Annotated in this window: 21 protein-coding genes; 15 read left to right on the top strand and 6 right to left on the bottom strand. The window is 44.1% G+C overall.

Annotation, left to right across the window (positions count from 1 at the left end):
* The first annotated feature begins 8 nt into the window (after positions 1-8).
* The 7 genes from ACZ449_RS17090 (at position 9) to ACZ449_RS17060 (ending at position 7999) form a co-directional block, all read left to right on the top strand.
* Positions 9-560 carry a BMC domain-containing protein gene (locus ACZ449_RS17090; RefSeq protein ID WP_464257268.1) on the top strand — a complete coding sequence of 184 codons (552 nt, stop codon included), beginning with the start codon at positions 9-11 and terminating at the stop codon, positions 558-560.
* Positions 561-737: 177 nt separating this feature from the next.
* Positions 738-1790, top strand: a complete 1053-nt coding sequence (locus tag ACZ449_RS17085; RefSeq protein WP_464257267.1) for a PocR ligand-binding domain-containing protein — start codon at positions 738-740, stop codon at positions 1788-1790.
* Between the two features lie 146 nt (positions 1791-1936).
* Entirely contained in the window at positions 1937-4309 is a 2373-nt protein-coding gene (locus ACZ449_RS17080) for an EAL domain-containing protein (RefSeq protein WP_464257266.1), read from the top strand.
* A 482-nt stretch (positions 4310-4791) separates the two neighbouring features.
* Positions 4792-5484 (top strand): HAD family hydrolase, encoded by a 693-nt coding sequence (locus ACZ449_RS17075; RefSeq protein ID WP_464257265.1) that lies wholly within the window; start codon positions 4792-4794, stop codon positions 5482-5484.
* Positions 5485-5543: 59 nt separating this feature from the next.
* Complete coding sequence (locus ACZ449_RS17070; RefSeq protein WP_464257264.1) at positions 5544-6497, top strand: ABC transporter substrate-binding protein; 954 nt, start codon at positions 5544-5546, stop codon at positions 6495-6497.
* Positions 6498-6503: 6 nt separating this feature from the next.
* A complete protein-coding gene (locus ACZ449_RS17065) occupies positions 6504-7256 on the top strand; it encodes an ABC transporter ATP-binding protein (protein WP_464257263.1) in 753 nt (250 codons plus the stop codon).
* Positions 7253-7999 carry an ABC transporter permease gene (locus ACZ449_RS17060; protein ID WP_464257262.1) on the top strand — a complete coding sequence of 249 codons (747 nt, stop codon included), beginning with the start codon at positions 7253-7255 and terminating at the stop codon, positions 7997-7999. The genes ACZ449_RS17065 and ACZ449_RS17060 overlap by 4 nt, the downstream gene beginning before the upstream one ends.
* Before the next feature lie 355 nt (positions 8000-8354).
* Here ACZ449_RS17060 and ACZ449_RS17055 read toward each other — a convergent pair whose 3' ends face one another.
* On the bottom strand, positions 8355-8804 hold the full coding sequence (locus ACZ449_RS17055; protein WP_464257261.1) for a hypothetical protein: 450 nt from the start codon (positions 8802-8804) through the stop codon (positions 8355-8357).
* 150 nt (positions 8805-8954) lie between these two features.
* On the opposite strand from ACZ449_RS17055, the gene ACZ449_RS17050 reads away from it, so the two are divergent.
* Both ACZ449_RS17050 and ACZ449_RS17045 read left to right on the top strand, forming a co-directional pair.
* On the top strand, positions 8955-10352 hold the full coding sequence (locus tag ACZ449_RS17050; RefSeq protein WP_464257260.1) for an FMN-binding glutamate synthase family protein: 1398 nt from the start codon (positions 8955-8957) through the stop codon (positions 10350-10352).
* Positions 10353-10470: 118 nt separating this feature from the next.
* Entirely contained in the window at positions 10471-10956 is a 486-nt protein-coding gene (locus ACZ449_RS17045) for a GNAT family N-acetyltransferase (protein WP_464257259.1), read from the top strand.
* Positions 10957-10972: 16 nt separating this feature from the next.
* Here ACZ449_RS17045 and ACZ449_RS17040 read toward each other — a convergent pair whose 3' ends face one another.
* Positions 10973-11542 (bottom strand): xanthine phosphoribosyltransferase, encoded by a 570-nt coding sequence (locus tag ACZ449_RS17040; RefSeq protein ID WP_464257258.1) that lies wholly within the window; start codon positions 11540-11542, stop codon positions 10973-10975.
* A gap of 164 nt (positions 11543-11706) precedes the next feature.
* On the opposite strand from ACZ449_RS17040, the gene ACZ449_RS17035 reads away from it, so the two are divergent.
* The 5 genes from ACZ449_RS17035 to ACZ449_RS17015 all read left to right on the top strand — a co-directional run bounded on the left by ACZ449_RS17035 (position 11707) and on the right by ACZ449_RS17015 (position 16453).
* Positions 11707-12258 carry a GNAT family N-acetyltransferase gene (locus tag ACZ449_RS17035; RefSeq protein WP_464261895.1) on the top strand — a complete coding sequence of 184 codons (552 nt, stop codon included), beginning with the start codon at positions 11707-11709 and terminating at the stop codon, positions 12256-12258.
* A gap of 30 nt (positions 12259-12288) precedes the next feature.
* Entirely contained in the window at positions 12289-12969 is a 681-nt protein-coding gene (locus tag ACZ449_RS17030) for an HAD family hydrolase (RefSeq protein ID WP_464257257.1), read from the top strand.
* A gap of 419 nt (positions 12970-13388) precedes the next feature.
* Positions 13389-14609 (top strand): IS110 family RNA-guided transposase, encoded by a 1221-nt coding sequence (locus ACZ449_RS17025; protein ID WP_464257256.1) that lies wholly within the window; start codon positions 13389-13391, stop codon positions 14607-14609.
* Between the two features lie 588 nt (positions 14610-15197).
* The gene (locus ACZ449_RS17020) at positions 15198-15953 is read left to right on the top strand and encodes a 3D domain-containing protein (RefSeq protein ID WP_464257255.1); all 756 of its coding nucleotides are present in this window, start codon (positions 15198-15200) and stop codon (positions 15951-15953) included.
* Between the two features lie 125 nt (positions 15954-16078).
* Positions 16079-16453: an STAS domain-containing protein gene (locus ACZ449_RS17015; protein ID WP_464257254.1), complete on the top strand. Its 375-nt coding sequence runs from the start codon at positions 16079-16081 to the stop codon at positions 16451-16453.
* A 469-nt stretch (positions 16454-16922) separates the two neighbouring features.
* On the opposite strand, the gene ACZ449_RS17010 is transcribed toward ACZ449_RS17015, so the two are convergent.
* Entirely contained in the window at positions 16923-17201 is a 279-nt protein-coding gene (locus ACZ449_RS17010) for a hypothetical protein (protein WP_464257253.1), read from the bottom strand.
* Positions 17202-17587: 386 nt separating this feature from the next.
* Here ACZ449_RS17010 and ACZ449_RS17005 point away from each other — a divergent pair, with 386 nt between their 5' ends.
* Positions 17588-18568, top strand: a complete 981-nt coding sequence (locus tag ACZ449_RS17005; RefSeq protein ID WP_464257252.1) for a hypothetical protein — start codon at positions 17588-17590, stop codon at positions 18566-18568.
* A gap of 636 nt (positions 18569-19204) precedes the next feature.
* On the opposite strand, the gene ACZ449_RS17000 is transcribed toward ACZ449_RS17005, so the two are convergent.
* The 3 genes from ACZ449_RS17000 to ACZ449_RS16990 all read right to left on the bottom strand — a co-directional run bounded on the left by ACZ449_RS17000 (position 19205) and on the right by ACZ449_RS16990 (position 22151).
* Positions 19205-20383, bottom strand: a complete 1179-nt coding sequence (locus ACZ449_RS17000; protein WP_464257251.1) for a sensor histidine kinase — start codon at positions 20381-20383, stop codon at positions 19205-19207.
* A gap of 54 nt (positions 20384-20437) precedes the next feature.
* Positions 20438-21322 carry a patatin-like phospholipase family protein gene (locus ACZ449_RS16995; RefSeq protein ID WP_464257250.1) on the bottom strand — a complete coding sequence of 295 codons (885 nt, stop codon included), beginning with the start codon at positions 21320-21322 and terminating at the stop codon, positions 20438-20440.
* Positions 21323-21431: 109 nt separating this feature from the next.
* Complete coding sequence (locus ACZ449_RS16990; RefSeq protein WP_464257249.1) at positions 21432-22151, bottom strand: response regulator transcription factor; 720 nt, start codon at positions 22149-22151, stop codon at positions 21432-21434.
* Positions 22152-22401: the final 250 nt, after the last annotated feature.

Raw genomic sequence — 22401 nt, 5'->3', positions numbered from 1 at the left:
GGATTAAAATGAAACGTGCCATAGGATTGTTAGAACTTAAAAATATTACCAAAGGCATTTTGGTTGCTGATGCCATGTTAAAAGCGGCTAATGTTGAGTTAATACTATCGCAGCCCCTGTGCCCGGGAAAGTATGTTGTGATGGTTGGCGGCGATGTTGGTGCAGTGCAAAGCGCTGTACGGAGTGGGAAAAGCGTTGGCGGGACAGAGAATGTAGTCGACGAATTTGTTCTGCCCAACATTCATGCTGACGTATTCCAAGCATTATCAGGCTGTACTGAGGTTAAAGAAATCAAGTCATTAGGCGTAATTGAAAGTTACTCAGTGGCTTCGGCGATTGTTGCTGCCGATACAGCAGCGAAGGCAGCTAATATACAATTACTTGAAGTTCGTCTGGCGCGGGGGATGGGCGGTAAGGCTGTCGTTTCCATGACTGGCGAGGTTGGCGCGGTGACAGCTGCTGTTAGAGCTGGTAGTAATGTTATCAAAGACAGTGGCTTCCTTGTTGATCAACTGGTTATTCCGGCACCGCATCATAGTCTGCATCAGTCGTTATTTTAATCTCGATTAACAGTAATTGAGTACTTATTATATGAAGGGATCAGTAAGGCAATTGCTAACTGGTCCTTTTTATATATTTCATAAGTTACATAATTCTTACAAGGAAATATATCGAAACATAGCGAATAAAGTAATAATTCACAAAATTTAAATAAATCATATGAGGGGGACAGCTTAATGCAAAACCAAGTGATAAATGCAAATCAAGGCTTAACCGACAGCAATAATGTAAAATTGCAGGACATCGTCGACTTGGATTTTTTGCAAAAATTTCAGGACAGCTTTGCAGACTCCTTGGGTGTGGCAAGTATTGCAGTTGATATTGATGGAAATCCAGTAACTAAACCAAGCAATTTTACTAAATTTTGTATTGGCCATACCCGGGGTTCAAAAGTTGGTCTTGCTCGCTGCATGGAATGTGATCGCAAGGGCGGCGAGGAGTCAGCCAGGACAGGTAAACCATCGATTTATGACTGCCATGCTGGACTGGTAGATTTTGGTACTCCTATTATGCTAGAGGGGCGGCAAATCGGCTCAATACTCGGGGGGCAGGTGTTGACCTCAACTCCGGACGAATCCTATTATCGCAAGGTAGCCCAGGAAATTGGTGTAGACCCTGAAGAATATATAGCTGCCTTGCGTGAGGTAAAGCAAATATCAAGAAAAAGCTTAGACGCCGCCGCCAATATGCTGTTTCTGGTGGCTAATACCCTTTCGAAAGCAGGGTATCAGCAGTATAAATTAAAACAGATGGCTGGTTTGATAAATGATAGTGTTGTCCAGATATCGGCTACTATGGAAGAATTGGCGGCATCTGCAAATGATGTCAGCGAAAATCAAAATACACTCAACAACGAGATTAAAAACGTAAATGTTGTCTCAGGAAAAATCAATGAAGTAATGGACTTTATTAAGGATATAGCGGATGAGACTCGGTTACTTGGCCTAAATGCAGCGATTGAAGCGGCACGAGCTGGACAAGCGGGCTTGGGCTTTGGTGTGGTAGCTCAGGAAATACGCAAGCTCTCCGGTGATTCTAAGGAAACGGTTGGCAAGATTAAAGAGTTTACTACCATCATCCAAGAATCTGTTGACAAAACGGTTACTATGGGACAAGCAACCTCTGTCACGGTAGAACAGCAGGCTGCTGCCATTGAGGAAGTCACTGCCAGTATTGAGGAAGTGACCAGCATGGCTGAGCAACTACACGCCTTGGCTAACGAAAAGTAGCATGAACGCGGGTGCGATTGCAGTTCTGTATCATTAAATGATACGGGGGATTTATTTGTTGAAAATTGACGAATTTTGCAAAATGGAGGTTGCCAGATTGCCATAAACATGAAATAATTAGATATACTAGCGCGAGGTGGTGCGGGGTGTATACGGAACATAAACTTGCTGCCGGATATCTTCTTATAGTAGCTGTAATAATAGTCTCGGGCTTGCTTAGTTATGGCAATTTGGTGAAACTTGAAAAAAATGTTGACCAAATTCAAATAAATCATATGCCAAGTGTTGAAGCCCTGGGTCGGATGAGTATTACTGCATCAAGTATTCAGCGCCTGTTGTATGAATTAACAACAGAGCAAGACCCCCTGAAGCTTGAAGAGGCCAGGCGAAAATCGCTGGATATTATGACCGAAGTCAATTCCCGTCAGATGATCTATCGACTAAGATATATAGGCAGTCTGGAAGAACAGGAATTGTTTAATGATGTTGAAAATTCGTGGAAGAAGTTTTTACCTGAAGCAAAAGCAATAGCATCAGATCCTTGGTCAGCAGCGCGTTGGTATGAGTCCAAACAGTTAGGACAATTGATGGGCTATTGGCAGGAAATTGATCAAAAGATAATGGCGCTGATTGAGTACAATACGGTAGAGTCAGCTCAGGCAACCAACGAATCAACGCAGTTAGTTCGGGCTGTCCGGGCACAATATTCAGCAGGTGCAATCGCTGTGGTTGTACTGGTATTTTTCATATGGGGACTGACATCAAGGGTTATTACTCGTTCAGAGGCGTCACTACAAAAAACAGTAGAAGAACTTAAAGCAAGTAATGAAGAGTTATCTACAAGCCGGGATATGTATCAGCTACTGTTGGAAGGTTCGCATGATGTGCTTTGGGATTGGGACTTGATTAATGACAAGCGGACTATTTCCACAAGGTGGAAAGAAGTAATGGGATTTACAGAGGAATCTTTTGTGAATTTGCAGGTGTGGTGCAACGCTATTCACCCGGAGGATTTGCCGGGAGTTGATAAAGCGCTGGAACGGCATTTATTGGGTTTGACACCATATTATGTGTGTGAGCACCGCTGCATAAATGCAGACGGAGAATTTCGCTGGCTACTTGCCCGAGGCAAGGCGTTACTTGACAGTAAAGGAAATCCCATAAGACTGGCTGGTTCCTATACGGATATTACGGAAATGAAAGTTCAGGAAGATAAGTTATACAGGCATGCTTATTATGATCGTTTAACAGGGCTGCCAAACTCAAGCCAATTCAACGAGAAAGTTTCATCGATTTTGAGTCAATTGGATTTGATGAGTGGCGGAATCTTTTATATCGATCTTGATAATTTTAAACTTATCAATGATTCCTATGGACACGACTGGGGCGATTTATTTCTTGTCGCGCTGGCCAAACGGGTGGAACAGGTTATGCCACCAGGGGGCTTATTTTGTCGTATGGGTGGCGATGAGTTTGTTGCATTACTACCAGGTATTACCGCGAAGGAAGCTAGCAATTTCGCCCGGACAATTTTGGAGGTTATGCACGAACCTTTCGAAATCAATAGTATCCTGTTTTTTACTACCGCCAGTTTAGGTATTGTTTTATATCCTGAACAGGGTAACGAGGTTGCTGAATTATTGCGCAAAGCAGATACAGCGATGTATCATGCCAAAGAGTCAGGTAAGAATAGTTTCTGTCTGTTTGATAACTTTATGGAGGATGCTGTTGTGGAGCGGCTTTCGCTAGAAAGTGGTCTTAGACAGGCGCTTGCTAATAATGAGTTTGTACTGCATTATCAGCCGATCATCAATCTGGCAGATAACCAGGTTAGCGGATTTGAAGCACTTCTCCGCTGGAATAGTAAGGAATATGGTCAAGTATCGCCGCTAAAGTTTATTCCGGTAGCAGAAAGTACCGGGTTGATTATTCCGATTGGCGAGTGGGTAATGCGGCAAGCCTGCGAATTTATCCAAAAGGTTCACATGGCAGGTTATTCGAAGGTTACAATTGCGGTCAACGTATCTGTCAATCAATTGTTTTTAGGTAATCTAGTCGATACTGTAACTAAATTATTAGAAGAATTTCAGCTAGAACCTCGTTTTTTAGAGCTGGAAATAACGGAATCAATATTGATGGAGTCTTCAGGTACAAGTATAAAGCAACTGGAGAGCCTCAAGGCACTTGGCATCTGTGTGGCGTTAGATGATTTTGGCACAGGGTATTCGTCACTTACCTATTTGCGCCAACTGCCTATTAGTTCGCTTAAACTTGATAAAACCTTTATCGATCATTTGCAACAAGAGGATGTAACATCTGCTAAGGCTATTGTTGAAGGTGTTATTGTTATGGTTCACAAACTAGGGCTGAGTGTTGTTGGTGAAGGTATTGAAACTGAGGAACAGCTACGTTATTTGCAGGGGCATGGCTGTGATTATGGACAAGGGTATGTAATAAGTCGTCCTATTCCTGAACAAGAGATTTTTCAGTGGCTTCAACAATCGGAAATTTCTGAATAATACTGCTTGCAAAAATGGTGTGTCTATGTTATTATCTAAGTAAGCACCATCCTTATAGCGTAGATTCAAAACCCAGGATGCAGTAGGTAGGAAACTTTTCGTTTTCCGGTTGTTGCAAAGTTGGTTAGTTGATCTGGCAGGATAGTGTTTTTGGTTTCCGCAAAAAAAGTCAATTGAATCACATCTTTCCATTTGGCATAAGCGTTAGGTTGTTCCCGTTGGCAAGCAAGGTAGTATACGGTTAGTGTGTATCAAGTACAGTGACTGCTATAGGGATGGGCTTTAGGTAAGAGGGAAGGGTTAAACCTTCCTTCTTTTAATTTATGTCAATACTTGTAAGTTACAGGATTTGTCAGTATAATTTTGTTCAGTACTATATACAACGTGGTAAAGACTTCTGCATCACCTACCTGCGCCTGCAAACTTCTTTACTGCGGAATATATACATAAAAACAAATAAGAAATAGTTAGGGGAATGTTTGTTGAAAATACTTTTTTGGGATATTGATGGAACACTAATCAGAACAGCCAAAGCTGGCTTATATGCTTTTGCGCAGGCAACAACAGAATTCTGGGGCGAAGCAGTGGATTTTGATACTATTGCCACAGCTGGCATGACCGACAATTATATTGCAAGACAAATTATTAAGGTATCTTCCGGCCGTGAAGCAACGCAGACTGAGATAGATAGTTTATGTCGGCGTTATGAAGAACTCCTTCCCCGCGAACTAGCTGCCAGAAAAGGTTTGGTTCTACCTGAGGTAGCCAACATCTTGGCAAGACTTCATGAGCGTGAAGACTACAAGCTGCTGTTGTTAACAGGCAATAGTAAAACAGGTGCGCAAATAAAGTTAAAGTACTTCGCGTTGGATCGGTATTTTGATTTTGATAGCAGTGCGTTTGCGGAGCAGTTTGAGCAAAGAGACGATATAGCCAAGAGCGCTCTGGCAACAGTGCACTCAAACTGGGGTGACCCCGGGCAGCATAAAATTTATGTAATTGGTGATACTCCCCATGATATCACGTGTGGAAAAGGTATTGGAGCATACACAATTGGCGTTGCTACAGGTCGGTATTCGATAGAAGAATTACAAAGCCTAAGTCCCTGGTGGGGTGTGCAATCTCTACCAGAACCGGATGTTTTTGAAGCTAAGATTGCAGCGAAAAGAGTGTAATCGAACAAAATAGAGCAAGCCCAGTCTTTAAATTATTCATAGGAAATGAGGTTTGTACAATGAAAAAAAAAGCTATCTTAATTACGGTTATGCTGCTGCTGCTTGTAGTAGCAGGATGTGCTAGTGAGAAAAAGGAAAATACGGCGCAGAAGCAAGGTCAGATGCAGAATATTACCATTGGTCTTATGCCTGACGTAGATTCTATTCCCTTTATTATTGCCCAGGAGAAGGGATATTTTAAAGAAGAAGGGTTAACTGTTACCCTGAAACCATTTAAAAGTGCCATGGAACGAGATAGTGCATTGCAAAGCGGTAACCTGGATGGTGCTATCTCTGATATATTGGCTGAGGCTTTTGCCAAGGCTGGCGGCTTTGATACTGTAATTACTGCCTTAACAAACGGGAGTTATAAGTTGGTTGTGAATAAAAGCGAGACGGCCACGTCTGTTCAAGAACTTACGGGAAAAGATGTGGCTATTTCTAAAAATACCATTATCGAGTATGTCACTGACCAGATAGCCGCACAAGGTGGCTTAGCTGCAACTGCTATGAACAAAACCGTTATTCCCCAGATTCCTGCACGCTTAGAAATGTTGCAAAATAACAAGATTGCTGCAGCAACTCTGCCAGACCCGCTAGCAACAGTGGCTGTTAAGAATGGCGGCAAAGTAATAAGTAGTTCGGAACAATTAGGCATTAACCCCGGAGTTATGCTATTTACGCGGAAGTCTGTCAATGAAAAAGAGAAAGAAATTCAGGCCGTGTATCGAGCCTATAACAAGGCGTTAGACTATTTGGAACGCGAGCCGATGGAAAACTATATTGACATGGTTATTGAAAAGGCAGGCTTTCCGAAAGACGTTAAAGCAGCACTTAGCTTGCCAAAATACAAAAAAGCAACCGCACCACAGCAAAAAGATGTTGATGACGTTATTGCCTGGATGCAGGCAAGGCAGCTTATTCAGCAGAAATATCAATATACCGACTTGGTTGATACCCGGTTTGTCAGGTAGTTAGCGATGATCCAGATTAAAGACTTGAATATTGGTTATGAATCTAGTGGAGTCTGTACGACTGTGCTTACAGATATTAATCTGGAGCTTGCCGATGGGGAAACATGTGCCATTATTGGTCCTTCAGGCTGTGGAAAATCAACATTATTGAAGATCTTGGCCGGAATTATTACCTCTTTTGAGGGCACTGTCCTAATTGATGGGCAACCAATTATGCCTAAGCAACAGAAGATTGGGTTTATTCCGCAAAACTATGGATTATTACCTTGGAAAAACATAGCAGATAATATTCGATTAGGTGTAAAGATTAAGAATAAAAATGCCAAGGACTGTGCCAATGCTCTTGCTGAGATGGTGCAACTTCTGGGGCTGGGCGGTTTGGAATACCGGTATCCAGGTGAACTTAGCGGCGGTCAGCAGCAGCGAGTGGCATTAGCCCGTGCTTTTTTGTTACATCCCGATTTGTTACTGATGGATGAGCCATTTTCCGCTCTGGATGCTATGACTCGGGAAGAAATACAGAATGTGTTTTTGGATGTCTGGAGAAGGCATTCTGTGTCCACTATTCTAGTCACCCATCATGTGGAAGAGGCTGTATATTTAGGCCGGAAAATTGTGATTTTATCGGCTGCTCCTGGGACAGTTAGCAAAGTAATTGATAATCCACTTTTTGGAGTAGAAGGTATTCGCAATCACCAAGATTTTTTTCAACTCTGTCTTGAGCTACGAAAGACAATAAAAGAGGATTGGTCAAAATGAAAGAAAAAGGAGCCGGGGTTTGGTATATCTATGGTATGCTAATTTTCCTCACTCTGTGGCAGGCTGTCGCTAGTTGGTTGCAGTTACCCATTATTCCAGCGCCAGGGATTGTTCTTGTTAATTTATTTCATGTTTTTCTGTCGCAAATTGCCGTTCATGGGCTTTATAGCATATGGCGGATTGTTGCCGGGGTTTTGCTTGCTGTGATTGTTGGTATTCCACTTGGTCTGTGCATGGGGTATTTCCCCAAAGGGGACAGGTTGTTGTCTCCCCTTGTTTATTTAACATACCCGGTACCCAAAATTGCTCTGTTGCCTGTCGTAATGTTATTGTTTGGTTTAGACGAATTTTCAAAGATTTTAATGATATTTTTAATCGTTGTTTTTCAGGTAATTGTTGCGGTAAGGGATGGCGTTAAAGCAATCCCCAAAGAAACCTATTACCCATTGTATTCTCTGGGAGCCGGGTTTCTTGATATTTTCCGGGAAATTCTCATTCCGGCATCTATGCCCAAATTTTTGACAGCGTTACGGGTGGCTATGGCTACTGCTGTATCAGTTCTCTTTTTTACCGAAACCTTTGGAACTCAGTATGGGATGGGGTATTTTATCATGGATGCATGGCTTAGGGTTAATTATTTGGAAATGTATTCTGGCATTGTAGTATTAAGCACCATTGGACTGATTCTATTTGGTATTATTGATTATTTGGAAAGAAAATTGTGTGGCTGGCAGTATAAGTAACTATAAAACCCGGTAACCCTCGTAACTCCCGTAACCCCGCGGCCTTTGCCGGAAAAAGCGTTCCGCAGGAGAAAAGCCGGGCGGTATTCCGTTAAAAAATCCGTACTATTTGAGCGTAGCGAGTTTACGGATTTTAGGAATACCGCCTGGCTTTTCAGCTTTTGGAGGCTCAGGGCCTAGACCTTTTGTTACTTTTGGGGTAATGCCAAAAGTAAACCCCTTACGCTTTCGTAACCCTTTGCGCTCTTTGTGTCCTTAGTGGTTCCCACCTAACCCCATAGCCATAGCTCAAACCTAAGCCTATTGTAAGGATTGTTACCGCAAAGTCCGCAAAGTTTCCAAAGTACGCAAAGGTTTATTTTACGGTTACCCACAAATCGGTTGCTCTGTCAGTCTCCGTGCTGTTGGGAATAATCTGGAGTTTGCCTTTGCCGGCATTCTTAGCGGTAAAGATGAGTTGACCGCTACTGGTTTGTTCACCTTCCTGCTGCATAACATCGCCCCAAAAATTGTCAGTGCCTGATGTAAAGCGGGTGTTCTTGGTTAGGCCGGGGGCAGGCTGCAAAATAAGCTTTTGCCCTACATTGAGTACCAGATTATTGGCTGAAAGCTGAATTGGACCGGTATCGCCATAATTATACGTGACTGTGTGTTCCTGAACGTTGGCGGTTTCTTTAGCTGGAGAAGGGGGCACAGTTGGGTTCTGAGGTTCAAGAGGGGTCATGTTGGTGCAGCCCCCAAGTAACAGGCAGCTTACCAGCAGTAGTAAGGTAGCTGCCTGTACGATTTTCTTAGGATAAATCATTTTTGCAAACCTCCTAGTATTTAGTGTTACCATTATTATTAGGAATTTGTTATTTATTATCCGAAACCGATTTCGGATAATTTGCCTGATTTCTTTGCGTACAAATGGTAGTACCCGGGCAGACTAACAGGTAAATACGGAGGTGGTTTCATGTTGTTAAGCTGGTTGATGATGAAAATGATGGATCCGATGGCTGATGAAGCTATGGCTAAAATGCTTACAGAAGATTATCCTGATAACCCGTTTCTCATGGTGACTGTCGCTGAAAAATTATCGCCCCGCGCCATTATGGAAGCGGCTATGCGGGCTGAACTGGGCAAAGAGTTGACCCGACCACTAGGCAGCCCAGTGGTCTTATCGCCATGGGACAAACTGTTACTTAGCCCCAAACAGCTATTCCAATTGCCGCATCCGGATTATACACAAGTTGACACGACAACTGTGATTGGTCCCACGGCAAAACGGCCCCTGCAATTAGCTATTCCCATTATGATTACAGGCATGTCCTATGGCGGCTCATTGAGTCTGCTTATGAAAATGGCGTTGGCTAAAGGAGCGGCGCTGGCTGGAACTTCAACCAATACGGGCGAATCGGCTGTTACCAATGAAGAACGTGACGCCGCCAAATTTCTGATAGGGCAGTATCATCGGGGCGGGCAACTAAGCGGTCAGGAGCAACTGAGCCGGTTGGATGCGATTGAGGTTCAGTTAGGTCAGGGCGCTTGGGGTGGAGCTGTTGACGAACCTATGCCTGCTGACAAAATTGGTAAACATTTGCGACAAGCCTGGCACTTGGAGGAAGGGCAGGGGAGCACGGTCTATGCACGAATGCCTGGGAAGCATACATCTCAGGATTATATTACTATGGTTAATAATATGAAAGCTCAGTATGATGTACCGGTAGGCGTAAAAATCGCCGGGACTGATTACATAGAATATGAACTGGCAATAATTGCCCAGACCCAGGCCGACTATATTGTTGTCGATGGTTCAGAGGGAGGCACGGCCTCATCTAATCCTACATTGCAAGACAATGTAGGATTGCCAACCTTTCATACTCTTGTGAGAACAATAGATTGGTTGGAGGAAAATAATCTACGCAGTCGGTTTAGCGTGATTGCCACAGGCGGCCTGACAACTCCTGGTCATTTTCTTAAAGCGTTGGCTTTAGGGGCTGACGCTGTATATATTGGTAGTATTGCATTGATGGCAGCCATGCAGGCTCAAGTGGCAAAAACACTGCCACAGGCACCCCCCACCCAAATGGCGATGTATTTCGGGAAAATGAATGACAAGCTGGATGTTGATAAGGCAGCACAGCATTTGGCTAACTTTCTAACCTCTTGCCAGGCCGAAATGCAGCTTGCTGCCCAAGCGGTTGGCAAACAAGCACTACGAGATCTAGACCGCAGCGATCTTGTTTCAGTCGAAAAGGATCTTGCGGAGTTTGCCGGAATCCGTTATGCGGCCAGTCACAGGCCATATCAGGGACAGCCCGCTGTCGAACAGAAAGTACAGTGCCAGCTACAGGAACTGCAGCTGCACTAGTGCATAGGCAGGAAAAATAGGTTGATATAGCGAAAAGAACCATAATTATCCATGAAGTTCTTGGATAATTATGGTTCACCTTATTTTCTAATGTTATGTGAGGGGACGGGTTTAGCCAATGGAACCGATTGAGATAGTAAATTTAACCGAAGGTCGATTAGAAGAAGCCTTAGCCGTCTTCAAAGCCAGCGGCTGGGACGAAGATAGCTTGTTTTATGTAAAAGTGGAAATGCGGGCTTTTTTAAAAGGAGACATCAATGGTTACATCCGCGCCCACTTTATTGTAGCCATTGTCGATAATCGGGTTATCGGAGTAGCCGCCTGGGCGCCGTCCATGTGCTCTTTTTGGCTTTATGAATTATCCTGGGCCACAGTATTACCTGAGTGGAGACATCGCGGCATCAATTCGCTGATGCTTACTGAGCGGATACGCCAGATACGGGAGCACCATGGTTCAGAGGAATTTAGCGTAATGGTCTGTACCTGGGATAACCCCATGTATACCAGAAACGGTTTTGTACCTATGCAGGTGCACGGGAGAAGTTCGCCAGATAAAAAAGGTAAAAGCTTGTTATTGGCTCAATTCGGTCCGACTACTGCCTAGGAGAGTGGAACTGACTTTATAAAAACTCCACTTGTCCATTAACAAACGATTTTATCCGGGCAAGTGATTCTACACGATACCCAGCGTCGGTGAGCTTTTGCGCGCCAGGCTGGAAGGATTTTTCGATGACAATGCCGATGCCAACTATCTTAGCTTTAGCTTGCTCTACAATATTGGCAAGGCCAGCGGCGGCTTCGCCATTTGCTAAGAAATCGTCAATAATGAGCACATTATCCTCAGACTGCAGAAACTGTTTGGAGATCATAATATTGTTGCTTTCACCCTTGGTATAGGAATATACTTTGGCCGTATATACATCATCGCCGGTGACCTTGGGCTTGCGTTTGCGGGCGAAAATAACAGGGACTTTAAGAATTAGTCCGGTCATAACCGAAATGGCAATGCCGGAAGATTCGATTGTTAAAATTTTGGTGATTTTTTCACCAGCAAACCGGCGGACAAACTCTTCGCCAATCTTCATCATCAGTTCAGGATCAATCTGCTGGTTCAAAAACGAGTCAACCTTGAGTAAAGAGTTATTCAAAATCAGGCCATCAGTCTGAATACGTTGTTTTAATAAATCCATAACAGCCTCCTGTATTGTGTGGGCTATAATCGAAGAATATATGATTCCTAAGTTATTTAAGCCTTATTGTAACAGCATTTTTGCGAGGTTGTCAACAAATGCAAAACAAAATTCGACAGATCGTGAGATGCTTTTTTCGACAGAGGGAGAGAGTATAATTGATAATGGTAAATGAACCAAAACCGTTTCCTACAATTAAGACTGAGCGGCTGATATTACGTCAGCTACTAATAGAGGATGCCGTAATCTTACAGCAATATTGGTCAGACCCGGCAGTGACGGAGTATCTGACACTTGAGCCTTTCAAAGAACTTCAAGAAGTCGTTGTTATGATTGAATTGCTAAACAGCTTGCCTGAAAGTAATCAGGGGATTCGCTGGGTGATTACTAGCAGACTGGAGGGGAAAGTTCTTGGTACTTGTGGTTTTCACAACTATAACCCAGAACACAGCCGGGCTGAAATGGGATATGAACTAGGACAAGCTTATTGGCGACAAGGGTTCATGACAGAAGCGTTAACCGCCATCTTGCACTATGGTTTCGAAAAAATGTCTTATAATCGAATTGAGGCTTTTGTAAATGTCGGCAATATCAAATCCACAGGGACTTTAGAAAAAATGGGCTTCAAGCTGGATGGACTTTTGCGTGAATACGAATTTGCCAGGGGTAAATTCGTCGACCAGTATTGCTATTCTTTATTGAAGTCTGAGTATTAAGCTGCTTATTTTTGGGGGAGGAGTATTGAGATGGGTTATGAAGTGATCTTATTTGATTTGGATGGAACCTTGACAGATCCTAAGGTTGGAATTACCAAGTCGGTGCAGTATGCGCTGGCGAAATTTAATATAGATGAGCCTGATTTGGACAAACTGGTGCCGTTTATTGGTCCGCCGCTGGTTGAGTCTTTTCAGGAGTTTTATTCGTTGAGTGAAACCGAGGCAATTGCTGGGGTGGGGTATTACCGGGAGTACTTTACTAAGGCTGGAATGTTTGAAAATGCAGTTTATCCAGGTATCAAGGATATGTTGGCACTGTTGGTCGAACAAGGTAAGCAATTAATTATTGCTACTTCCAAACCCACAGTATATTCTGAGCAGATTATCGAACACTTTGGGTTGACGCAATTCTTCCAATCCATTGTGGGCAGCAATCTGGATGGTTCGCGTATTCATAAAGACGAAGTTATTGCGTATAGCTTAGCAGAGCTGTCTCATGTTGAGCGGGAGAAGATTGTAATGGTTGGAGACAGAATGCATGATATTGTAGGTGCGCAGAAAAATGGTATTGATGTGATTGCTGTTAAGTATGGTTACGGAACGGCGGTAGAGTTGCAAACCGCTAAGCCTACTTATATAGTATCTACGGTTAATGAGCTTGCAGAGATTTTGCGGGGGCCGAGTATTCTACTTGACACCCCTTGTTTATAAAGCCTATGTAACTCCCAAACCTTTATTTCTACAATAAAATAACCCTTTGCGCACTTTGGCAACTTTGCGTACTTTGCGGTAACAATCCTTACGATAGGCTTAGTTTTGGGCTATGGCTATGGGGTTAGGTGGGAACCACAAAGGACACAAAGGGTTACGAAAGCGGGGGGATTTACTTTTGGCATTGCCCCAAAATCAGATGCAACGCGCGCTGTAGCATCACCATAAACGAAAACAATGTCGTATAATTAAAGTGTGGCATAAGGTCGATACTTTTTGAGCTAAGAACTCGACCCCAAAATTGATATGACTTCCTGCTTGAACCACATATTGTCCAGCTCATTCGGGCGAAAGGACGTGTAGTAAAATAATAACTTACAGGAAGTCGCGCCATATTTTATCTACAAGGGGATGATATTGTGAACATAACTTATGAGCGTTGTTGTGGGATTGATGTACACAAAAAGATGATAGTTGCCTGTCTAATCTGTGGTGGAAAGCAGGAACTTCGTCAGTTTGGTACAACGACAAAAGAACTGCGGGATTTATCAGCCTGGCTAGTCGAAGCTAGATGTCAAATGATTGCCATGGAAAGTACCTCTTCCTACTGGAAGCCATTGTACAACATCTTTGAACTGTCCGGCTTGGATGCCATGGTAGTCAACGCCCAGCACATGAAATCTTTGCCTGGTCGTAAGACCGACGTCAAAGATGCAGAATGGATTGCGGATCTTCTCCGACATGGGTTACTAAAAGCAAGCTATATTCCAGACCGTGAACAACGGGAACTGCGGGAAATCTCTCGCTACCGCAAGAGCTTGATTGATGAGAGAAGCCGTGAGCTGAACCGATTGCAGAAAATGCTAGAGGGAGCCAATGTGAAACTATCTAGCGTAGTAAGTGCTATCAACGGCAAGAGTTCCCGGCGACTTTTGGAAAGCATTGTCCAGGACAAAAAGCTGGATGAAGACGAAATTCTAAGGCTACTTCATCCCAGCATGCACGGTAAACTCAATGAAATCATGGCTTCTGTTGACGGAGTTATCTCGCCTTTGCAACGCAGATTGCTGCGCAATGTCCTGGATCATATTGATGATATGACAAAGCGTATCGAAGATATGGACAAACTCATCAAAGACTACCTAGATAAATATGAAGCTGCCATCACAGCCATAGATGAAATTCCGGGTGTTGGGAGAATCAGTGCAGAAACCATCTTAGCGGAAATCGGGCTTACTATGAATCGGTTTCCCACAGATGGCCATATTAGCTCTTGGGCCGGTGTGGCTCCAGGTAACCATGAGAGTGCAGGAAAACGAAAGAGTGGAAAAACCACTCATGGAAACAAAACATTAAAAGCCATCTTAATTCAATGTGCTAAGGCTGCGCAAAAAGTGAAGGGAAGCTTCTTTTCAGCCCAATATCAACGGATTGCAGCACGAAGAGGAAGCAATAGAGCCGCCGTAGCTGTCGCCCATTCCATACTGATAGCGATCTACCACATACTAAAAACAGGCGTTCCTTATCGAGAGTTAGGTTCCGAGTATTACAATCGATTTAACCGGGAGAAGAAAATACAATCATATTTGAAGAAATTAACGGCTTTGGGTTGGGAGCTCCCCACCACAGCTACGACCTAATTGCCTACATACTATAAATTTTTTGGCCTTAGACTCTAAGGCTTGTATTTGTGCGCCCTTTTTTTCTGGCACATAGGAGATGTTTTCATAGTAAAGTAACAAAAGGTCTAGGCCCGAAGCCTCCAAAAGCTGAAAAGCCGGGCGATATTCCTAAAATCCGTAAACTCGCTAACGCTCAAACAGTACGGATTTCTTAACGGAATACCGCCCGGCTTTTCTCCTGCGGAGCGCTTTTTCCGGCAAAGGCCGGGGGGTTACGTGGTTTATACTTGACACCCCTTGTTTCATAATGCCTCCACGACTCCCATACCTTATACTTTCTACAATAAAATAAACCTTTGCGCACTTTGGCAACTTTGCGAACTTTGCGGTAAAATCCTTACAATAGGCTTAGTTTTGGGCTATGGCTATGGGGTTAGGTGGGAACCACAAAGGACACAAAGGGTTACGAAAGCGGGGGGTGTTACTTTTGGCATGGCCCCAAAAATAACAAAAGGTCTAGATTCGCTTCCTGTTAAAAACTGCATTACATTGAAACAGTTATTTGGCAGAAACTATAATAATAGTTTGGTAAGGAGGCGAATGCAAATGACGCATAAACTGCATCGAAAACACAATAATTCCCTTAAACGCAGACTTAAACGTATGGCAGCAGCTGCTGCTGTTGCTGGTGCCGCGTTTATATCGTCTGCCTTTATGCCAGGGTTACCAGCTACCGCCCATGCCTCGGCCCTGCCTGATGTCGTGGCCCCGCCGGACGCTGCTGTGCAGCAGATGGTAAAAACCCCCAAGGGCCACTACAATTTACAGTCAGACAGTAGGATTCCTTTGAAGAAACAGGCTAGAATGCAGGCTAAGGCGGCAGCACGTGCTCAGACAGCTGAGCGTGTACAGGCTGCAGAACGTAGTCAGCAACCAAACAAATCTGTACAAGGCAGTACCATAGACAAGGCCAATAAACAGATAACCCAAGCCAAAAAGGTTCAGGCTGCATCGACAGCCGAAAAAACATCAGCAGATGCGCCTGATAATTTCCAGAAGGTCATCGACGTTAAGGCCACTGCGTATGCTCCTGGTGCTCACGATAATGAACAATGGGGGGACAAGACCTTTCTCGGGACAACAGTTCGCCCAGGCATTGTTGCAGTAGATCCGAATGTTATTCCGCTCGGTTCACAGGTATATATTGAATACCCTGATGGCACTGGTCACTATGCAACAGCAGAAGATACCGGTGGTGCCATCAAGGGCAATCGGATTGATGTGGCCATGAGTTCGGTAGATAAAGCCTATGACTTTGGGATCAAAAATGTAAAAGTATATGTTGTAGGCTCAAAAGCATAACTTTTCTCAAGCTCCACCTGTTATTAGGAAGGGTGGAGTTTTTCAATAAAAAACTTATACTTTCTGCTCCCAAAGGAGAAGGGATTTTTCAACGCAGGTCGAAACTTTCTGTAAGAGGCATAGAAGTGTCGAAACGCAAGTGTGCTTATTTTACATATGAAGAGGGGATTTCGATGGATGTTAAGTCAGTAGGCGATGTGAAAATACCGGTGATTATACCTCGTGTGGATGCACATACTGCCAAGGAAGTGGAAGCCAATCTAAACGATTTAGTAAATGGGGGAAATAAAAGAATTGTATGCGATTTCTCGCAGAATGATTATATTTCCAGCGCAGGTCTGCGGGTATTTTTGCAGATGCTGAAGATTATGCAAAAGTCGGGCGGTAAAATCGCCCTATGTTCTTTAAAACCTCAGGTTAAAGAAGTTTTTGACATGGCTGGGTTCAGTCAGTTATTCCGTATTTTTGATACGGAAGAAGAAGCGATAAAAGAATTATAGGACAAAAAATAAGACCTGCTACGCCTTCAACCAAGGTTTAGCAGGTCTTATTTTGTCTACCAGAAATTTATAAAAAAATCTGTTGACATAAAAAAGTATAAGTTTTTGAGAGTCATGGAGGTCTTATAAAACAAGGGGTGTCAAATACAAAACCCGGAACAGGTGGCTGTACTGTTTGCGTCCAGTAACCCTCGTAACTCCCGTAACTCCCGTAACCCCTCGGCCTTTGCCGGAAAAAGCGTTCCGCAGGAGAAAAGCCGGGCGGTATTCCGTAAAAAAATCCGTACTGTTTGAGCGTAGCGAGTTTACGGATTTTAGGAATACCGCCTGGTTTTTCAGCTTTTGGAGGCTTGGGGCATAGACCTTTTGTTACTTTATTATGAAAACCCCTATAGTGTGTGAGGAAAAAAGGACATACAAAACAAGCCTTACACATTAAGGCTAAAACGATTGTGTAGTATGTAGGCGATCAGGTGGTAGCTGTGGTGGGCAATTCCCAGCCTAAGGCCGATAATTTCTTCAGATATGATTGAATCTTCTTCTCCTGATTGAACTGATTATAGTACTCAGAGCCTAACTCTCGATAGAGGCTACCTGTCTTTAGCATGTGGTAAATTGCTATCAGCATAGAATGGGCAACGGCTACTGTCGCTCTATTACTTCCTCTCCGTACCGCAATGCGCTGATATTGCGCTGAAAAGAAAGATCCCTTAACTTTTTGAGCCGCTTTTGCACATTGCGCTAACATGGCTTCCAGTGCCTTATTTCCATGGGTCGTTTTCCCGTTTTTTGGGGCAATGCCAAGGAGTAACAGGCCCTCACCTTGTATTCGATTGACCAAATATCTGATGTGTGCAAATCCAAAGAACTAGCCCAAAGTCAAGCCCATCCCATTTTAAGGATTGTTACCGCAAAGTATTCAAAGTACGCAAAGAAATAACGGTATCGTGGACTAGAGCATTAGTATTTTTTGGCTGAAGATTAAAAGGCCGCGCTAGCGGTTTTCTTATCGTAACTGTCTTCATCGACTAGGGATAGAAACAATATTTACGGACGTCTCAGCACATTGCCATAATTATTTGCATATTTTAGAGTATAACCAATTTTTTACTAAAGAGGGAGGGCGAGATTACTATGCTTTCTGATGATCCCAAAAGTATTCAGGTAAGCGACAACAGTGATAAGACCGATTCCAGACCAGGAAGCGTCGAGTCCAATGGCCGCATTCCATATTTCAAATGCTCTAAATGTCATAAATATCATACAGATGAAGACTGTTCTTGCGATCAAGAAGATTCTGAAGACCAAGAATGTACTGACGACCAAGATTGTCATGACGACCAAGAATGTCCCCCAATATGTCCACCAATATGTCCACCAATATGTCCACCAGTATGTCCACCAGTATGTCCTACCGGACCTGCTGGTCCTGCTGGTCCTGCTGGTCCTGCTGGTCCTGCTGGTCCAGCCGGTCCTGCTGGTCTTGCCGGACCTGCTGGTGCTGCTGGTGCTGCTGGTGTTGCCGGTCCTGCTGGTGTTGCCGGTGCTGCTGGTGCTGCTGGTGTTGCCGGTCCTGCTGGTGTTGCCGGTCCTGCTGGTGTTGCCGGTGCTGCTGGTGCTGCCGGTCCTGCCGGTCCTGCCGGTGCTGCTGGTCCTGCCGGTCCTGCCGGTGCTGCCGGGCCTGCTGGAGGAGTATTAAGTGCTGCAGATTTTTATGCGTTGATACCTACTGATGCTCAGGTAGTTGCTGCCGGTAGCGACGTAATGTTTCCGCGAAATGGACCTGTGGTTGGGACTAATATTACCCGTCTCAGCGCCAGCGAATTTAATTTGGGTGCAATTGGCACTTATCAGGTCTTATTTCAGGTGAGTGTGGACTCAAACGGACAACTGATTTTAACTCTCAATGACGCTGACCTAGACTATACGGTGGTCGGGCGAGCAACAGGTACTACACAGATAGTAGGAATTGCGCTTGTGGAAACGGAAGTTATTGATAGCGTACTCACTGTACGATATCCTGCTGGCAATGCACCACCGACTATAGTCCCCACTACTTCGGCTGGAGGGGAAAGGCCTGTTTCAGCACATATTGTTATCACGCAAATCGCATAGAGAGAAATAGGATGGCCTATTCGAGGTCAATTCTATCTCAATGAAGCTCTGAGTGTAGAAAACCCGATTACTTTAGCCAAGATACCGTCATAGCGCCAATCGTATTCCCCGAGCTGCAGATAGATCTTAAAGAAATATTTCCAGAGGAAAATCAGGAATAGGCATAATAGCGTACTCCTGATTTTTTTGTCTACCAGAATTTATAGTGCGACCAGGCAAGGTCGTAGTTCCAAGCGGGTGGGAATCCTGCCTGGTAAAGCCTAACCAGCAACCAGTAATGAGTCTTTGGATTCGACGCGGTAACGCGTCGAATTAAGCGTAGGACAGGGAGGTAGCAGGCCGAAAGCGATGAGCTGAAGGAATGCAGAAAAAGAAGAAAAAGCCAGGAAAGCCAACACCGCCGCGCCCGAGTACAGTGGTTTACCTTGTTTAAGTGTGAAAACAAGAAGAAATCCCCTACCAAGTGGTAAGGGACTTTGATAAGCAGGATATTACAAGGGATCTAAGCTACCCACCACAGTTTAGCTGTGGTGGGGTAATGCATCCACGTTACTACAAAGGGGTTCATGGATTTGAGTACCGAATTTCGGATGTACTCGAAGCCAAAGGACAGCGCTAGCGGTTTTTCTTATTGAATTAGCAAGATGGAGCCGCAAGCGGGAGGGAAAATGTAAAGGTAGTTCCTTCGTGAAGCTGGCTTTCAACCCAGATTTGGCCATTATGAGCAGTAACAATCTCTTTAGCTATGGCCAGTCCTAGTCCAGAACCACTGTGTTTGCGGCTATCGCTACGATGGGGACTTTGGTAATAGCGGTTAAAAACAAACGGCAGATCTTCGTCGGCAATGCCGTTGCCAGTATCCTGTACAAAAAACAAAGCAGCAATTTTCTCGGGGGCGCTTGGAAAGCGTCGAAAGCGAACTCCGATATAAATTGTTCCACCAGGCATGGTGTGGCGGATAGAATTAGTTAGAAGATTTAAAAATACCCGTTCAATTCGGTCAGGATCAGCATAAATGGTGTCGTCTTTAGGACATAACTGAGGTTCGGAGTCGGGTGAAATAAATTTGACTGACAGATTGGCATTTTGGGTATCTGTCTCATATTTTTCATAGATACTTTTGGCAAGATTAGTTGCCGAAATTGGCTGAATTCGCAGTGAAAGCTGACCTGACTCAAGCTGGTTGAGGTCAAAAAGTTCTTGTATTAGCCGGTTAAGCCTGAGCACGCGGGCATGTATCAGATTTAGATATTTTAGTTGATCTTCGGGCGTAGAAGCTATCCCATCAAGCAGCGTTTCTGTATAACCCTGAATGAGTGTAATAGGAGTACGTAAATCATGAGATATATTGGCAATTAAGTTGCGGCGGGCGGCATGACTGCGTTCCAGGGCTGCTGTACGTTCGGAGACTAACATTTCTAATTGCGAATTTATATCCTGCAGATGCTCGTTTAGTAGATCATGTTCCCTAAGCATGATTTCTAACGCCTGGATTTTTTTAGCATCTTGCTGGGTCGAGGATGAATTGTGAGCAACTGTTACCTGACGAAGTCTGTCCGATTCTTGCTTAGCATGTGATTTATAGGGAAAGGAGAACGCAAGAGTGCCTTTGCTGGATTCTATGATTCCGGTATACAGGTGTCTGGCCAGGGTGAACAGTATTCGGGTAAAGAATAGTCCGGTGACAAGTATGCCAGCCATAAAGGCTGTAAGCCAATAATATCCTGTCCATACGCTCCAAACGCCTAGTACCACCAGCGCAGTAATAGCGATAGTAACAAACACAAATCGTGAAGAAGTGTCTGCTTCGTTCATGATTAATCACCACCACACTCGAATTTATCTACAGGATGGAAGGAGAGGTTGTTGTCAATCAACAGGGACTGTAAAACTTTCGAGGGCACCCAAAATTTCGTTTTTACGGGAACGAACGGCTTCCCGGCCGGTTGCAATAATGTCCGCAAGCCCTTTATCGGAAAAGAACTCTGCAGTGTACCCAAAATGAACATTAATTAATATCATTTCATGGTGATGCAGAGAAATTGCGAGAGCGGTTTGATTTCGTTCACCAGTGGTCAGAACCTTGTTAATAAATTGCCAATAGTGATCGAAAAAGTGAGCGGGTTCTTGTTTTGGATGGTTGTCAAATGACATAGCAATGATAATATCCATATTATGTCGTACTGCTTCCATAACTGGAAGCGCAGAAATATAGGAACCGTCCACAAGCAGTTGGTTATCGACTGCAAGGGGCGGTAAGAAAGGAAATTGAGCAGTTGTAGCATACACAGCATTGGCTGCCTGTCCCCGATTTAGTGCTATTCCCAGTCCTGAACGAATATCTGTTGTTTGTAATATCGTACGCGGATGAAACTCTTCCAGGTGGCGTTCTTTAAAGATAGTTTGGCAAACCGATAACAATCTATGAGGTCGTAAAATGGCGGCTGTAGGACTAAATTGGCCAAAAGGCAACCCGAGAATATCTAAAATTGTACGATAATCTAGGCGGGAGAATAGCTTGGGGTTCCAAAACTCCCGTCCACAGGATTTCATCTCATCTGGTGTGAAACCAGCTCCGCGTAGTGCCGCCATAATTCCGCCGCCACTACACCCGACTAATAAATCAATGGGCAGGTTGGCTTCGTCCAAAAATTCAAATAAACCTATTGCGGCCAATGCCCGCCAGCCGCCTCCCCCTAAAACAACGCCAATTTTGGGGCGTCGGTTAGCGGAATGTTGGTTTGTATCTGTCATAGTCAATATCACCACCTGCAATTAGTGATTACCCAGTGTTATTATGTGTTATATACGTAGTATAAGCGTTTATTGCTGTCCTGCGGTTAAAGGTTTTATAAAGAAAGACTTAGCTTTCGGATAAAGTTGGGTTAAAGCGGTACCCGGCACCACGTACGGTAAGAATATACTCTTTGCTATCAGGAAATATCTCTAATTTTCTGCGCAGGTTGCTGATATGAACCATTACGGTTCGGACATCATCTAACCCTTGTGCGTGCCAAACCAGCTCATAAAGCTGCTCCGTGCTGAAAACCCGGTGGCGGTTTTGCACAAGCAGGTACAATAGCTTAAACTCGATAGTGGAAAGGGGCACTTCTGTATTTCGAATCCGAACGCTATGGGCTAGCAGGTCAATCACTAGATCGGCAAAACACAGTTGCTGCTGATTTTCCGCAGCAACTGAAGGGCTGGCGGTTGCTCGTTTACGACGTAAGCGGGCTTCTACCCGTGCTGTAAGTTCACTTGGGCTGAAAGGTTTGGTCACATAATCATCACCAAGATGTAAGCCTTGTACAATAGTTTCCTCTTCGTTGCGGCAGCTAAGAAATATCACCGGGATATCACTCAAGCCAAGGTCGGCAAGTTTGGTAGTGACCTGGAACCCGGTTATATCTGGTAGAACGATATCAAGGACGATCAGGTCTGGTCGCATATGGACAGCTGCATTAATGGCCATCTCACCAGTGGTTGCCCGGAAAACCTGATAGCCTGCTTTATTTAGGTATAGTTCAATAATGTCAATGATTTCTGTTTCATCATCTACGACTAGAATGTTGGCTAAGGCCAAGCCTCACACCTCCTTGCTTAGTAGTGATTTCTGCGTGAGGAAGAATAATCCTCTCAATTTATTACATAAGATGAGCGATTTGGAGTAATTTTTAAAAAAATCTTTAGGTTTTGATTTTACCAGGGTGATATAATGGAAATAGATTAGCCATTTTTGCACATAAAAGTCGATATTGTGCAGCAAAGAAGCTTGAGGAACAGTTTGCACGCAAAGATTTAACGATAGATATGTCAGCATTTTGAGGTGGAAA

It is taken from the genome of Desulfosporomusa polytropa, from assembly GCF_055380075.1.
Note: the sequence above shows the minus strand (reverse complement) of the source record. Positions and strands in the feature narration are given on the sequence as shown.

What these genes read in the sequence shown, in the direction of transcription:
- ACZ449_RS17090 (WP_464257268.1), top strand. Translation starts at nt 9, where the DNA reads ATGAAACGTGCCATAGGATTGTTAGAACTTAAAAATATTACCAAAGGC.
- ACZ449_RS17085 (WP_464257267.1), top strand. Translation starts at nt 738, where the DNA reads ATGCAAAACCAAGTGATAAATGCAAATCAAGGCTTAACCGACAGCAAT.
- ACZ449_RS17070 (WP_464257264.1), top strand. Translation starts at nt 5,544, where the DNA reads ATGAAAAAAAAAGCTATCTTAATTACGGTTATGCTGCTGCTGCTTGTA.
- ACZ449_RS17065 (WP_464257263.1), top strand. Translation starts at nt 6,504, where the DNA reads ATGATCCAGATTAAAGACTTGAATATTGGTTATGAATCTAGTGGAGTC.
- ACZ449_RS17060 (WP_464257262.1), top strand. Translation starts at nt 7,253, where the DNA reads ATGAAAGAAAAAGGAGCCGGGGTTTGGTATATCTATGGTATGCTAATT.
- ACZ449_RS17055 (WP_464257261.1), bottom strand. Translation starts at nt 8,804, where the DNA reads ATGATTTATCCTAAGAAAATCGTACAGGCAGCTACCTTACTACTGCTG.
- ACZ449_RS17050 (WP_464257260.1), top strand. Translation starts at nt 8,955, where the DNA reads ATGTTGTTAAGCTGGTTGATGATGAAAATGATGGATCCGATGGCTGAT.
- ACZ449_RS17045 (WP_464257259.1), top strand. Translation starts at nt 10,471, where the DNA reads ATGGAACCGATTGAGATAGTAAATTTAACCGAAGGTCGATTAGAAGAA.
- ACZ449_RS17040 (WP_464257258.1), bottom strand. Translation starts at nt 11,542, where the DNA reads ATGGATTTATTAAAACAACGTATTCAGACTGATGGCCTGATTTTGAAT.
- ACZ449_RS17035 (WP_464261895.1), top strand. Translation starts at nt 11,707, where the DNA reads ATGGTAAATGAACCAAAACCGTTTCCTACAATTAAGACTGAGCGGCTG.
- ACZ449_RS17030 (WP_464257257.1), top strand. Translation starts at nt 12,289, where the DNA reads ATGGGTTATGAAGTGATCTTATTTGATTTGGATGGAACCTTGACAGAT.
- ACZ449_RS17020 (WP_464257255.1), top strand. Translation starts at nt 15,198, where the DNA reads ATGACGCATAAACTGCATCGAAAACACAATAATTCCCTTAAACGCAGA.
- ACZ449_RS17010 (WP_464257253.1), bottom strand. Translation starts at nt 17,201, where the DNA reads ATGTTAGCGCAATGTGCAAAAGCGGCTCAAAAAGTTAAGGGATCTTTC.
- ACZ449_RS17005 (WP_464257252.1), top strand. Translation starts at nt 17,588, where the DNA reads ATGCTTTCTGATGATCCCAAAAGTATTCAGGTAAGCGACAACAGTGAT.
- ACZ449_RS17000 (WP_464257251.1), bottom strand. Translation starts at nt 20,383, where the DNA reads ATGAACGAAGCAGACACTTCTTCACGATTTGTGTTTGTTACTATCGCT.
- ACZ449_RS16995 (WP_464257250.1), bottom strand. Translation starts at nt 21,322, where the DNA reads ATGACAGATACAAACCAACATTCCGCTAACCGACGCCCCAAAATTGGC.